Origin of the sequence: Dactylosporangium sp. NPDC000244 (assembly GCF_040300725.1) — a bacterium.
GTDB lineage: Bacteria > Actinomycetota > Actinomycetes > Mycobacteriales > Micromonosporaceae > Dactylosporangium.
In genome coordinates this window covers 45,641-57,809 of the sequence record NZ_JBEPEH010000044.1, presented here as the reverse complement: position 1 = coordinate 57,809, position 12,169 = coordinate 45,641, and the positions used below count along the sequence as shown (strand labels likewise).

Sequence of the window (12,169 nt, the reverse complement as noted above, 5' to 3'; positions counted from 1 at the left end):
CCGGCGCGCGGCGTCACCCGGCGGGGCCTTCGGGCCGTGAGACGTGCGCGTGGACGATGCGCCAGCCCGGGGGCAGGCGGACCCAGGTCTGGGACTGCCGGCCCGGCCGGTCCTCCTCGCCCGGGTAGTCGAACAGGGTCGTCACCGTGGCGAGGTCCGGGCCGAACGTGGTGACCCGGGTCTCGAAGAGGCGCCGGCCCGCGGGCAGGGGCGGCTGGGCCGCGCGCCAGGCGTGCAGGCCCGCGGCCCCGCTCTGGCGGTCGGCGAGGCCGAAGCGCGTGACGGCGGGGGAGTCCCAGAACCAGGCGCCGAGCGCCCCGGCGTCGTTGGCCACGAGCGCCTTCTCGTAGTCGGTGAACGCGGCCAGCACCTCGGCCACGACGTCGGGGCGATCGATGTCCACAGCGGATACTCCTAGACGGGTGCGGATTCCAGTTCGAGCTCGTCGGGCTCGGGCACCCGCGGCTGCGGGCGGGCCAGGGCGCACAGGCCGCAGACGACGGCGATGAACAGGTAGCCCAGCGCCACCGGGCCGTTGGCGTTCCAGGCCACCCGCTCGGCGTGGATGAGCCCGGTGAAGCTCAGCAGCGCCCCGGCCGCGGCGAAGACCCCGGCGTGCACGAAGCGTTTGTCGATGACGAACGCGACGACGGAGCCGAACACGAGCCCGGCCAGAATGGCGCCCTGGCCCAGGGTGAGCAGGCCGGAGTACACCACCCCGTTGCCCTCCAGCGCCCCCTCGCCGACCTTCGCCGCCGTCGTGCCCGCGGCCGCCAGGGAGTTGTCGATCTGGCCGGTGGCCCACTGGGCGATGTTCGGCACCAGGGCCGCGATCACCGCCGCCGCGTGCGCCCGCGGGCTGAACTGGAACGCCTGGGCGCCGATGAGCAGGCCGATGTAGAGCAGGATCGGCACGATCGCCGGCATCGGCAAGACCGCCCCGAGCAGGCCGAACATGCTCAGGAAGCACAGCACCGCGATGACGATGCCGGTCGCCATCGAGTAGCCGGTGCGCCCGCCCGCCTTCTTCCAGCCGGGGTGGCCGACGTAGACGGCGGGCGGGAACGGCGAGCCGAGCGCGGAGCCGATGATGGCCCCGGCCCCGTCGGCGAGCAGGACGCTGCGCAGGTTGTAGTCGTCGCCCGCGGCCGCGGCGCTCTCCACGTTGGACATGCCCTCGGTGAAGTTGTAGACCCCGAGCGGGATCGCGGTCGCCAGCAGCGGCGCGACATCGGACAGGCCGGACAGGAGCAGCCCGAGGTGCGGCCCGGGCAGCGCGAACCCCACCTCGTGGGCGGCGGCGCTCACCGCGTTGCCGTCCATCGCGCCGCCGATCCAGCCGATCGCGGTGCCCAGCAGCAGCGCGGCCAGGCCGATCGGGAAGTTCCCGGGCAGCCTCGTGTCCGTGAGCAGGCCGATGAGCAGCAGCGCGAAGACCGGCAGGGCGACCCAGGCCAGGTTCCACATCCGGGCCGCGGGCAGCATGGAGATGAACGTGATCGAGATCCCGGCGAGCGTGCCGAGCAGGGCGGCGCGCGGCGCGTAGCGGCGGATGTACGGCCCGACGAAGGCGCCGATCAGCACGATGACGCCGATGATGAACGCCCAGGCGAGGCCGGCCTTCCACGCCTTGGTGGCGTCCTGCGTCTTCAGATACACCGGCAGCATGATCACGAAGATGACGATGAACATGTGCGGAACGCTGGGCCCGTAGGGCAGGGCCGTGACGTCGGTGCGGTGCTCGCGCCGGGCGAGCCGGCGGGCCAGGAAGGTGTAGTAGACGTTGCCGGCGACGAGTGCGATGCCCAGCGCCGGCAGGATCGCGTGGAACACGTCGCGCTCGCTGAGCTTCACCACGCCCAGGCACAGCGCGGTCAGGGTCAGCACGTTCACGAGCACGTTGACGCCGAAGCCGAAGAAGGCGTTCGTGTCGCCGCGCACCCACCAGGGCACTTTCAATGCGGTCGTTTCGGTGGCCATCTGTCACGTCCTCCGCTGCGAGGCTTGCAGGGCGGCGATGAACGCCGGGGACTCGGCGACCCAGCCGAAGATGCCGCCCTGCGCGGCGATCATCGCCAGGCCCGCCCGCTGGAACTCCGGGAAGTAGGAGCCGACGCAGTCCGCGAGCACGAGACACTCGTAGCCGCGGTCGTTGGCCTCCCGGACGGTGGTATGCACGCAGACCTCGGTGGTGACGCCGGTGACGACGAGGCTGCGGATGCCCTTCGCGGTCAGCAGGTCGCCGAGCCCGGTCGCGTAGAACGCGCCCTTGCCCGGCTTGTCGATGACCGGCTCGCCCGGGGCCGGGGCGAGCTCGTCGATGATGCCGTGGCCGCGCTCGCCGCGGATGAGGATGCGGCCCATCGGCCCGGGCGCGCCGATGCGCAGGCTCGGGTCGCCGCGGTTGAGCTTGGCCGGCGGGCAGTCGGACAGGTCGGGCAGGTGCCCTTCGCGGGTGTGCACGACGGTGAGACCGGCCGCGCGGGCGGCCGTGAGCAGGGCGGTGGTCGGGGCGATGGTCCGGCGCAGCTGCCCGACGTCGTTGCCGAGGGTCTCGCCGAAGCCGCCCGGCTCCAGGAAGTCCCGCTGCATGTCGATGACGAGGATCGCGGTGGAGTCCGGGTCGAAGGTGAATTCGGCCGGGGCCGCGGCGAGGGTGGCCACAGTGGACGCCCCTAGCCGGCCGTCGCCGCGATGACGTCCGCGGACGTCGCGACGCAGCCGAAGACGCCGCCCTGCATGGTCACCATGTGCAGCGCGGCGGCGTGGTTGCCGGGGTCGGTGGCGCCGGTGCAGTCGGACAGGATCAGGCACTCGTAGCCGCGGTCGTTCGCCTCACGCATGGTCGTGTGCACGCAGACGTCGGTGGTGATGCCGGTCAGGATCAGGTGCGTGATGCCGTGCGTGCGCAGGACGAGGTCGAGGTTGGTGGCGTAGAAGGCGCCCTTGCCGGGCTTGTCGACGACCACCTCGCCCGGGGCCGGCGCGACCTCGGGCACGATCTGCCAGCCGGGCTCGCCCTTGACGAGGATCCGCCCGCACGGGCCGGTCGAGCCGATCTCCGCGCCGATCCGGGCCGAGCGCCAGCGCTTGTTCGGCGGGAGGTCGGACAGGTCGGGGTCGTGACCCTCGCGGGTGTGCACGACGAGCATTCCGAGGCCGCGGACGTGGTCGAGGAGCTTCGCCGTGGCCGGGAGGCCGGCTCGGGTCAGGCCGATGTCGTACCCCATGCTGTCGACGTATCCGCCCGGTCCGCAGAAGTCCGTCTGCCAGTCGATGCACAGCAGGGCCGTGCGCTCGACCGGGACGCTGCCGTCGTAGGGCCAGGCGTACGGCTGCGCGCCGACGACCGGGCCGATGCTTGCACTACTGGTCATGTCTGTCGATTGTCGACAATTCTGTTACATCGACCGGCATGGCGTGTAACGCGTCGATGTCCGAGTGCTCTTATTCGATGTACGACCGTGCGCCGTGCTCATTCAGCGCGTCCGCCATCGCCCGGACGTCGCGGGCCGAGACGGCGTCGAAGAGGCGCTCGTGGCGGTGCACGCCGTCGTGCGGCCGGGCCACCTCGGCCTCGCGGCGCAGGTTGAGCGCCATGTACAGCTGGATCTTCACCAGCACCGACTCGTAGACGAGCGTCAGCTGGCGGTTGCCGGCCAGCGCCACCACGGCCACGTGGAAGTCGCGGTGCGCGGTCGCCATGTCGAACTGGTCGCCGCGCGCGTCGGCCGCCCGCATCGCCTTCATCGCCGTGGCGATCCCGGCCAGGTCCGCGTCCGGCGGGGTGGCCGCGACCGCATGCCGCTCGAGCACGTCGCGGACCGCGTAGAGCTCCCGGATGTCGGCGTCGGACAGGATCGCCACCCGCACGCCCTTGCGCGGCATGTGCTCGACGAGCCCCTGCTGGGCCAGCAGCCGCAGCGCCTCCCGCAGCGGGGCCCGGCTGATGCCGAAACGCTTGGTCAGCTGCTCCTCGACCAGGCGCTCGCCGGGCTCGGTGCCGCCGCCGAGGATCTCCCGGGTCAGCCGGGACACCGCGAGCTCGACCAGGCTCGCGCTGGCCAGCTCCTCGGTGTCCCTCATCGGCACAGTGTGGCAGACCGGTCTATACCGACTGGAGGCCGTGCAGGCGTGCGAAGAGCCCGCCCCGGGCGATCAGTTCGGCATGGGTACCGAGCTCCGCCAGCCGCCCACCGGCCAGCACGGCGATCCGGTCGGCGTTGCGGATCGTGGCGAGGCGGTGCGCGACGACGAACGTGGTGCGCCCGCGCATGAGCCGCGCCAGGGCCTCCTGCACCAGGGCCTCGGACTCGCTGTCCAGCGCCGAGGTCGCCTCGTCCAGCAGCAGCACCCGCGGGTCGCGCACGAGCGCCCGGGCGATCGCGAGCCGCTGGCGCTGCCCGCCGGACAGCAGCGCGCCGCGCTCGCCGACCATCGTGTCCCAGCCGTGCGGGAGGTCCTCCACGAAGCCCAGCGCGTTGGCGTCGCGCAGGGCCCGCGTGACGGTCTGCTCGTCGAGGTCGCGGCGGCCGTACGTCACGTTCTCCCAGATCGTCCCGTCGAACAGGACGGGCTCCTGCGGTACGACGGAGACGAACTTGCGATAGGTCCGCAGGTCGATCTCCTCCATGTCCCGCCCGTCGAGCCGGACCCGGCCCTCGCTCGGCCGGATGAACCCGATGAGCAGGTTCAGCATGGTCGACTTGCCGGAGCCGGACGGCCCCACGAACGCGATCGTCTCGCCCGCGGCCACGGCCAGGTCGATGCCGGTCACCGCCGGTCCGCCCGACTCCGGGTAGCGGTAGCCGACGCCCTCCAGCACGATCTCGCCGCGCACCGCGCCGACGCGCTCCTTGCCCTCGTTGAGCTCCAGGTCGGGCGCGGAGAGCACCTCGCCGATCGAGCGGATCGACTCGAGGCCCTTGGTCACGATGGGGGCGAGGCCGAACAGGCCGATGACGGAGCTGGTGAGCACCGCGAAGTACGTGCTGAGCAGCACCACGTCGCCCGCGCTCACCGGCGCGACGCCCGTCCACGCGGCCCAGCCCGCGCCGACCAGGCAGGCCGCGCCGAGCAGCTGGTAGGTCACCCAGGACATCGCGCCGAACCGCCCGTTGACCATGTCCAGGCGCAGGCCCGCGGTGCGGACGTTCTCGACGGTGCCGCGCAGCCGGTGCACGGCCTCCTGCTCCAGCGCGTGGGCGCGGGTGATCGGCATCAGGTGGGCCATCTCGTCCACGCGCGCGGAGAGCTCCTCGACCCGCCGCCGGAACTCGGCGTTGCGCGCCCCGGACCGGCGGCGCACCATCGCCACCAGCGCCGCGGTGCACGGCACGACCAGCAGGAACAGCGGCACGAACTGCGGCACCCGCATGGCGGTGAGCGTGAGCGCGCCGAGCAGGGTGAGCACCGCGGAGGTGCCGGAGGCCGCCACCTGCTGCAGCATCAGCTCGACGTTCTCCACGTCGCGCACCAGCTTGGTCTGCAGCAGGCTCGCGCCCGCCCGGGCGTGGAAGGCGATCGACAGCTGCTGCAGCCGCCCGGCGAGCTCGGAGCGCAGGTCGGTGCCGAGGTGGCGCACGATCAGGCTCATCTGGCGCACCCACAGCATGTGCATCGGGATGTTCTGCAGCAGGATCACGGCGAGCACGGCGGCGTTGAGCCACAGCTGCGCGATCGGCCGGTGCTGCACCACGACGTCGATGATGTTGGCGGTGAGCAGGGGCAGCAGCCAGATGGGGCTGTCCTTCACGGCGAACGCGAGCGTGGCCAGGAGCAGTCGCCACTTGCCGGGCGCGAGCAGGCGCATGGTCGTGCGCACCGGACGGCGCCCGTCGAAGTCCATGGGGGTCATTCTTTTCGGTGCTCCGCGACGTCCGGAAGTCGTCCCGGACGTCGACCGCGTCATACCCGAACGCGGGGCGAAAAACGGCGTACCGGCGTTGTAGCCTGCACGTCATGACGCAGCCACCGTATGGAACTCCCAATCCGTATGGGCAGCCGGATCCGTACGGTCAGCAGCCGCCGTACGGTCAGCAGCCGGTGCCGTACGGGCAGTCCGACCCCTACGGTCAGCCCGCGCTGCCCGCCCTGCCGCCGCCGATGTCCGCGCCCCCCGCGTCGGGCGTGCCGGCGTCGGGCCAGCCCTACGGCACCTCCTACCAGCTGCCGCCGGTCTCGGGCGCCCCGGCCTCGGGCGGCGCGTACGCTCCCTACGGCCAGGCCGGATACCCGCAGGCCGCCTACGGCCAGCCCGCGGCCTACCCGGTCACCGTGGCGGCCTACGACCCGCTGACCGGCCAGCCCTACTCTGACAAGAGCAAGCTCGTCGGCGGCCTGCTGCAGCTGCTGCCGGGCCTGTTCTTCTGCCTCGGCGGCATCGGGCGGCTCTACGCGGGCAACATCGCGCTCGGCGTGACCCAGCTCGTGCTGAGCGTCGTGGTCGGCTGGACGTCGATCGTCTGCGGCTGGATGCTGTTCTTCGTTCCGTGGCTGGCGGCCATCGGCCTGTGGCTGTGGTTCGTCATCGACGGCATCATGATGCTGGCCGGGCGCCCGGTCGACGGCCAGGGCCGCCCGCTGCGCCCGAACTGAGCACCGCCGCACGACGTGATGCCGGGGCCGCGCCCGTTCGCGACCCCGGCGTCGTCGTGTCCGGCCTCCGGCGGCGGGTCAGGGGCGCACGCCGCGGATCGAGGCGTCCAGGACCTCGGCGGTGTGGGCCAGGCGGATCGAGGCGCCGGCTCGCCGTACCGCGGCCGCGATCTGCATCAGGCAGCCCGGGTTGGCGGTGACGAGCAGCGACGCGCCCGTCGACAGGACGTCCCGCGCCTTGCGGTCGCCCAGCTCCGCGGCCGGGCCGGGGTTCAGGACGTTCCAGATGCCGGCCGACCCGCAGCAGATCTCCGCGTCCGGGATCTCGCGCAGGTCCAGTCCCGGGACGGCGCGCAGCAGCGCGCGGGGCTGGGCGCGCACGCCCTGGGCGTGGCCCAGGTGGCAGGCGTCGTGGTACGCGGCGGTCACCGGCACCGGATGCCGGGGCGCGACCGGGCCGAGCTCCACCAGAAACTCCGACAGGTCCCGGGTCCGCGAGGCCAGCTCCCCGTGCTCCTTGAGCGACGAGCCGCACCCGGCCGCGTTCACCACCAGCGCGTCGACGTCCGCGAACACGCGATCGAGGTCCGCCGAGAACTTGTCGGCCTCGGCGGTGCGGCCGCTGTGCCGGCTCAGCGCGCCGCAGCAGCCCTGCTCCGGCGGGATCACCACTTCGCAGCCCTCGGCGGCCAGCACCCGGGCGGTCGCGGCGTTCACGCCGGGGAAGAACGCCTGCTGCACGCAGCCGGTGAGCATGCCGACCCGCGCGCGGCGGCGGCCCAGCGCCGGGACGACCGCGGGGAGCCGGACCGACCGGCGCGGCGCGGGGGCCAGGTCCAGCAGCGTGCGCACGGTCGCGGGGAGGTTGCGGCGGAAGGGGCTGCCCATCCATCGGTACCCCACCAGGGGCGCCTTCGCCGCCTCGAGCCGGCGCCGGTACGGGAAGAGGGCGAACACGGCCGCCCGCAGTGCCCGGCCCGCGGGCGGGCGCACCTGCTCGACCATCGCGCGGGTCTCGGTGATCAGCTTGTCGTACTGCACCCCCGACGGGCACGCGGTCACGCACGCCATGCAGCCCAGGCACGCGTCGAAGTGCCCGGTCATGGCGGGCGTCAGCGGCTCGCCCTCGGTCTGCTGGAGCATGAGCTGGATGCGCCCGCGCGGCGAGTCCATCTCCTCGCCCCACAGCACATAGGTCGGGCAGGTCGGCAGGCAGAACCCGCAGTGCACGCAGTCGCCGATGAGGTCCCGCCGCTCGTCGCTCATCAGATCCCCCCGACGAACCGGCCCGGCGCGAGGGTGCCGGCCGGGTCGAACTGCTCCTTGACCCGCCGCATGAGGTCGAGCCCGTCGACGTGGCCCCAGACGTCGACCCGCGTGCGGACCGGCGGCGGGGCGGTCAGCACCACGCAGTGCCCGGCCCCGGCCCGGGTCGCGGCGCGCAGGTCGCTGATCACCCCGGCCACGACGCCGGGGTCGGTGTCGCCGGGCAGGCCCGCGTAGAGCACCCCGGTGCCGGCCGAGCCGCGCACGCGCACCGGCACGTCGTGCAGGCGCGCGGTGACGCCGGCCGCGGTGAGCAGGTACGGCACCCGCGACAACGCGCAGGTGAGCTTGATCCCGACGTCGCCCGGCGCCCACGGGTAGGTGCCCCAGCACGGCGGCGGCGACTCGGCCTGCTCGGTCTCCTCGCCGAGCAGTTTGCGCAGGTCGGCGGCGCGCCGGTCGACGCCCGCCGGCACCCCCTCGACGAGCGCGGTCACCGTGAGCGGGCCCTCCCCGGCGGCCATGTCGACCTCCAGCGCGCTCGGCACCACCTGTGCGGCGAGCACGGACGCCACCGCCCGGCCGGCCTCGTCGGGCCCGGCCGCGGGGGCCGAGACGTAGCGGGCCGCGGCGGGCAGCGGGTGCAGGCGGAAGGCGCACTCGGTGATGACGCCGAGGGTGCCGTACGAGCCGGCGACGAGCTTGCCGAGGTCGTAGCCGGCGACGTTCTTGACGACCTTGCCGCCGGCCTTGGCCACGACCCCGTCGGCGCGCACCACGGTGACGCCGATGAGCAGGTCGCGGACGGTGCCGTAGAGCATGCGGCGCGGGCCGGACGCGTTGACCGCGACGGTGCCGCCCACGGTCGCGCCCGGCAGCGGCTCGTCGAGGGCCAGCTGCTGCCCGGCCGGGCGCAGGGCCTCCTGCACCTCGCGCAGCGGCGTCCCGGCGCGCACGATCGCCACCAGGTCCCCGGCGGCGTGCTCGACCAGGCCGCACACCCCGCCCAGGTCCACGATCAGGTCGAGCCGCTGCGGCGGCAGCGCCCAGTCCTGCCGCGTGCCGGCCCCGCGCACCACGAGCGCGAGCTCGTCGGCGGCCGCGCCGCGCACGACGTCGGCCACCTCCGCGGTCGAGGCCGGCTCGGCCACCGCGGCCGCGGGGACTCCGGCGATCTCATCGACGACCGTCACCTCAGAACACCTCCACGCCCGCGTCGTGCCAGGGGTTCGGTCCTTTGCGCCGGCCGGGCACCTCGCCGCACAGCCGCGGGGTCGGGAACACCTTGCCCGGGTTCGCCAGGCCCCGCGGGTCGAACGCGCACCGCAGCAGCTGCATGGTGTCGAGGTCGGCCTCGGTGTACATCCTCGGCATGTGCTTGGCCTTGTCCACGCCCACCCCGTGCTCGCCGGTGATCGACCCGCCGTGCTCGACGCAGATGTCCAGGATCGCCCCGGACACCGTCTCGGCCCGCTCGGCCTGCCCGGCCACCGCCTCGTCGAAGAGCACGAGCGGGTGCAGGTTGCCGTCGCCGGCGTGGAAGACGTTCGCGACCCGCACGCCGTGCTCCCGGGCCAGCTCGCCGATGCGCGTGAGCACCTGCGGCAGCGCGGTGCGGGGGATGACCCCGTCCTGCACGATGTAGTCGGGGGAGATGCGCCCGACCGCGGCGAACGCGGACTTGCGGCCCTTCCAGAACAGCGCCCGCTCGGCGTCGTCGGCGGCGATGCGGATCTCGAACGCGCCGTGTGCGCGGCAGAACTCCTCGACCGCGGCGAACTGGGCCTCGACCTCGGCCGCGGGGCCGTCGAGCTCGACGATGAGCACCGCGCCCGCCCCGGCCGGGTAGCCGCAGTGCACCGCGGCCTCCGCCGCCTCGATCGCCAGGGCGTCCATCATCTCCACGGCCGCGGGCACCACGCCGGCCGCGATGATCGCCGAGGTCGCCGCGCCGGCCGCGTCCGTGCCGGTGAACGCGGCCAGCAGGGTGCGCACGGTTTCGGGCAGGCGCACCAGCCGTACCGTCACCTCGGTCGCGATCCCGAGCGTCCCCTCGGAGCCGACGAACGCGCCGAGCAGGTCGTAGCCGGGCGCGTCGGGAGCCCGCCCGCCCAGCCGCACCAGCTCCCCGTCGGGCGTCACGATCTGCACGCCGGTGACGTGGTTCGCCGTGAAGCCGTACTTCAGGCAGTGCGCCCCGCCCGAGTTCTCCGCCACGTTGCCGCCGATCGAGCAGATCTGCTGGCTGGACGGGTCGGGGGCGTAGTAGTACCCGTGCGGCGCGGCGGCCTTCGAGACCTGCAGGTTGATCACGCCGGGCTCCAGCACGGCCCGCTCGTCCTGGGGCGCGACCTCGCGGATGGCGCGCAGCTGGGAGGTGACGATGAGCGCGCCGTCGGCGTGCGGCAGCGCGCCGCCGGACAGGCCGGTGCCGGAGCCGCGGGCCACGAACGGCACCCCGTGCGCGACGCAGGCCCGGACCACGGCCGCGCACTCCTCGGCCGTGCGCGGCAGCAGCACGATCCCCGGCACGACCCGGTAGTGGGCCAGCCCGTCACATTCGTACGTCCGCAACCGGGCCCGGTCCGTGATGATCTGATCTTCGGCCAGCCGGCTGTGCATCGCCGTAGCGAGCGCGCCGATGCTCATGGCATCCGTTCGTACGCCGGAATCGTCAGGAAGTCCACGAATTCGTCGGCCACGGCCACCTCCATGAACAAATCGCGCGCCGCGCTCAGGTCGCCGCCGAGCCCGGCCAGCTCCTCGTCCGCGATCCGCTCGACCAGCTCGCGGGTCACCAGCTCCCCGGTGTCGTCGAGCTTGACGCCGTTGTGCAGCCACTGCCACACCTGCGAGCGGGAGATCTCCGCCGTCGCCGCGTCCTCCATCAGGTTGTCGATCGCGACGGCGCCGCTGCCCCGCAGCCACGCGTCGAGGTACTGCACGCCGACGCTCACCGCGCTGCGCAGCCCGGCCTCGGTGCGCCGCCCGGGCGTGGCCGCGACGTTGAGCAGGTCGGCCTCGGTGACGCTCACGTCCTCGCGGAGCCGGTCGAGCTGGTTGGGCCGATCCCGCAGCACGCCGTCGAAGATCTCCCGGCAGACCGGGACGAGATCGGGGTGCGCGACCCAGGAACCGTCGAAGCCGTCGCCGGCCTCACGGGTCTTGTCCGCGGAAACTTTCTCGAACGCGGCCCGGTTCACGGCGGCGTCGCGGCGGCTCGGGATGAAGGCCGCCATCCCGCCGATCGCGTGCGCGCCGCGCTTGTGGCAGGTGCGCACGAGCAGTTCGGTGTACGCCCGCATGAACGGCACCGTCATCGTCACCGAGTTGCGATCGGGCAGCAGGAAGTCGCGGCCGCGCGTGCGGAACTTCTTGATGACGCTGAACATGTAGTCCCAGCGGCCCGCGTTCAGCCCGGCGGAGTGCTCGCGCAGCTCGTAGAGGATCTCCTCCATCTCGAAGGCGGCCGGGAAGGTCTCGATCAGCACCGTGGCCCGGATCGTGCCGGTCGGGCGGCCGAAGCGCTCCTCGGTGTGGGCGAACACCTCGTTCCACAGCCGGGCCTCGAGGTGCGACTCCATCTTGGGCAGGTAGTAATACGGCCTGGTGGCGAGGTGGTTGTGGAAGAAGTAGAGCCCGAAGTCGGTCAGCGAGCCCGACGTGGGCTGCCCGTCGACCAGGATGTGCTTCTCCGGCAGGTGCCAGCCGCGAGGGCGCACCACGATCGTCGGCCGGGGGCCGTCCGTCAGCCGGTAGTCCTTGCCCTCCGGCGACGTGAACGCCAGCGTGCCGGCCACCGCGTCGCGCAGGTTGAGCTGGCCCTGGACCACGTTGTGCCACAGCGGCGTGTTGGCGTCCTCGTGGTCGGCCAGCCACACCTTCGCGCCCGAGTTCAGGGCGTTGATGGTCATCTTCGCGTCGGTCGGCCCGGTGATCTCGACCCGCCGGTCGGTCAGGCCGGGCGCCGGTTCGGCCACCCGCCATTCGGCCTCGCGCACGCCGAGGGTCTCGGGCAGGAAGCCCAGTGTGCCCCCGGCCTGCAGCGCCGCCTCGCGCTCGTCGCGCAGCGCGAGCAGCTCCAGCCGGCGCGCGTCGAAGCGGCGGTGCAGATCTGCCAGGAAACTCAGAGCCTCTTCGGTCAGGATCTCAGCGAAGCGATCGCCGAGCGGTCCGGTAATCTCGACGCCCGTAGCGTTGCCCATACGACCGACCTTAGGCCATATCGCGGCCTACCCCGGTGCGTGCCGCGAGGCGTGTGGTATGGGAAGCTTCGCCGAACGAAACTCAGGTCCGTCTGTGTGCG

General features: G+C 73.1%; 11 protein-coding genes. 1 reads left to right on the top strand and 10 read right to left on the bottom strand.

The genetic code is table 11. From position 1 onward, the window contains the following. Positions 1–13: 13 nt before the first annotated feature. The 6 genes from ABT369_RS45980 to ABT369_RS45955 all read right to left on the bottom strand — a co-directional run bounded on the left by ABT369_RS45980 (position 14) and on the right by ABT369_RS45955 (position 5,848). Positions 14–403 carry an AtzH-like domain-containing protein gene (locus ABT369_RS45980; protein WP_350622858.1) on the bottom strand — a complete coding sequence of 130 codons (390 nt, stop codon included), beginning with the start codon at positions 401–403 and terminating at the stop codon, positions 14–16. Positions 404–414: 11 nt separating this feature from the next. After that, entirely contained in the window at positions 415–1,980 is a 1,566-nt protein-coding gene (locus ABT369_RS45975; protein WP_350622856.1) for a regulator, read from the bottom strand. A 3-nt stretch (positions 1,981–1,983) separates the two neighbouring features. Next, positions 1,984–2,664, bottom strand: a complete 681-nt coding sequence (locus tag ABT369_RS45970) for a cysteine hydrolase family protein (RefSeq protein ID WP_350622854.1) — start codon at positions 2,662–2,664, stop codon at positions 1,984–1,986. Between the two features lie 11 nt (positions 2,665–2,675). After that, positions 2,676–3,377, bottom strand: a complete 702-nt coding sequence (biuH, locus tag ABT369_RS45965; protein ID WP_350622852.1) for a biuret amidohydrolase — start codon at positions 3,375–3,377, stop codon at positions 2,676–2,678. Between the two features lie 70 nt (positions 3,378–3,447). Continuing rightward, the gene (locus ABT369_RS45960; protein ID WP_350622850.1) at positions 3,448–4,086 is read right to left on the bottom strand and encodes a GntR family transcriptional regulator; all 639 of its coding nucleotides are present in this window, start codon (positions 4,084–4,086) and stop codon (positions 3,448–3,450) included. 22 nt (positions 4,087–4,108) lie between these two features. After that, positions 4,109–5,848, bottom strand: coding sequence for an ABC transporter ATP-binding protein (locus tag ABT369_RS45955; RefSeq protein ID WP_350622848.1), 1,740 nt, complete (start codon positions 5,846–5,848; stop codon positions 4,109–4,111). A gap of 113 nt (positions 5,849–5,961) precedes the next feature. Between ABT369_RS45955 and ABT369_RS45950 the strand changes: the two genes are divergently transcribed. After that, positions 5,962–6,597 carry a hypothetical protein gene (locus ABT369_RS45950; protein WP_350622846.1) on the top strand — a complete coding sequence of 212 codons (636 nt, stop codon included), beginning with the start codon at positions 5,962–5,964 and terminating at the stop codon, positions 6,595–6,597. Between the two features lie 78 nt (positions 6,598–6,675). Here ABT369_RS45950 and ABT369_RS45945 read toward each other — a convergent pair whose 3' ends face one another. From ABT369_RS45945 to aceB, 4 genes are read right to left on the bottom strand one after another with little or no spacing between them, the layout of a single operon-like run. Further along, positions 6,676–7,863 (bottom strand): (Fe-S)-binding protein, encoded by a 1,188-nt coding sequence (locus ABT369_RS45945; protein WP_350622844.1) that lies wholly within the window; start codon positions 7,861–7,863, stop codon positions 6,676–6,678. Continuing rightward, positions 7,863–9,056, bottom strand: a complete 1,194-nt coding sequence (locus ABT369_RS45940) for an FAD-binding oxidoreductase (RefSeq protein ID WP_350622843.1) — start codon at positions 9,054–9,056, stop codon at positions 7,863–7,865. The genes ABT369_RS45945 and ABT369_RS45940 overlap by 1 nt, the downstream gene beginning before the upstream one ends. A 1-nt stretch (position 9,057) precedes the next feature. After that, complete coding sequence (locus ABT369_RS45935; protein ID WP_350622842.1) at positions 9,058–10,512, bottom strand: FAD-linked oxidase C-terminal domain-containing protein; 1,455 nt, start codon at positions 10,510–10,512, stop codon at positions 9,058–9,060. Then, positions 10,509–12,068 carry a malate synthase A gene (aceB, locus tag ABT369_RS45930; protein ID WP_350622840.1) on the bottom strand — a complete coding sequence of 520 codons (1,560 nt, stop codon included), beginning with the start codon at positions 12,066–12,068 and terminating at the stop codon, positions 10,509–10,511. The genes ABT369_RS45935 and aceB overlap by 4 nt, the downstream gene beginning before the upstream one ends. Positions 12,069–12,169 lie beyond the last annotated feature (101 nt).

Bases quoted from the DNA above. Each gene is read 5' to 3' on its own strand.
- ABT369_RS45935 (WP_350622842.1), bottom strand. From the start codon at position 10,512: ATGAGCATCGGCGCGCTCGCTACGGCGATGCACAGCCGGCTGGCCGAA.
- ABT369_RS45960 (WP_350622850.1), bottom strand. From the start codon at position 4,086: ATGAGGGACACCGAGGAGCTGGCCAGCGCGAGCCTGGTCGAGCTCGCG.
- aceB (WP_350622840.1), bottom strand. From the start codon at position 12,068: ATGGGCAACGCTACGGGCGTCGAGATTACCGGACCGCTCGGCGATCGC.
- biuH (WP_350622852.1), bottom strand. From the start codon at position 3,377: ATGACCAGTAGTGCAAGCATCGGCCCGGTCGTCGGCGCGCAGCCGTAC.
- ABT369_RS45955 (WP_350622848.1), bottom strand. From the start codon at position 5,848: ATGGACTTCGACGGGCGCCGTCCGGTGCGCACGACCATGCGCCTGCTC.
- ABT369_RS45975 (WP_350622856.1), bottom strand. From the start codon at position 1,980: ATGGCCACCGAAACGACCGCATTGAAAGTGCCCTGGTGGGTGCGCGGC.
- ABT369_RS45945 (WP_350622844.1), bottom strand. From the start codon at position 7,863: ATGAGCGACGAGCGGCGGGACCTCATCGGCGACTGCGTGCACTGCGGG.
- ABT369_RS45950 (WP_350622846.1), top strand. From the start codon at position 5,962: ATGACGCAGCCACCGTATGGAACTCCCAATCCGTATGGGCAGCCGGAT.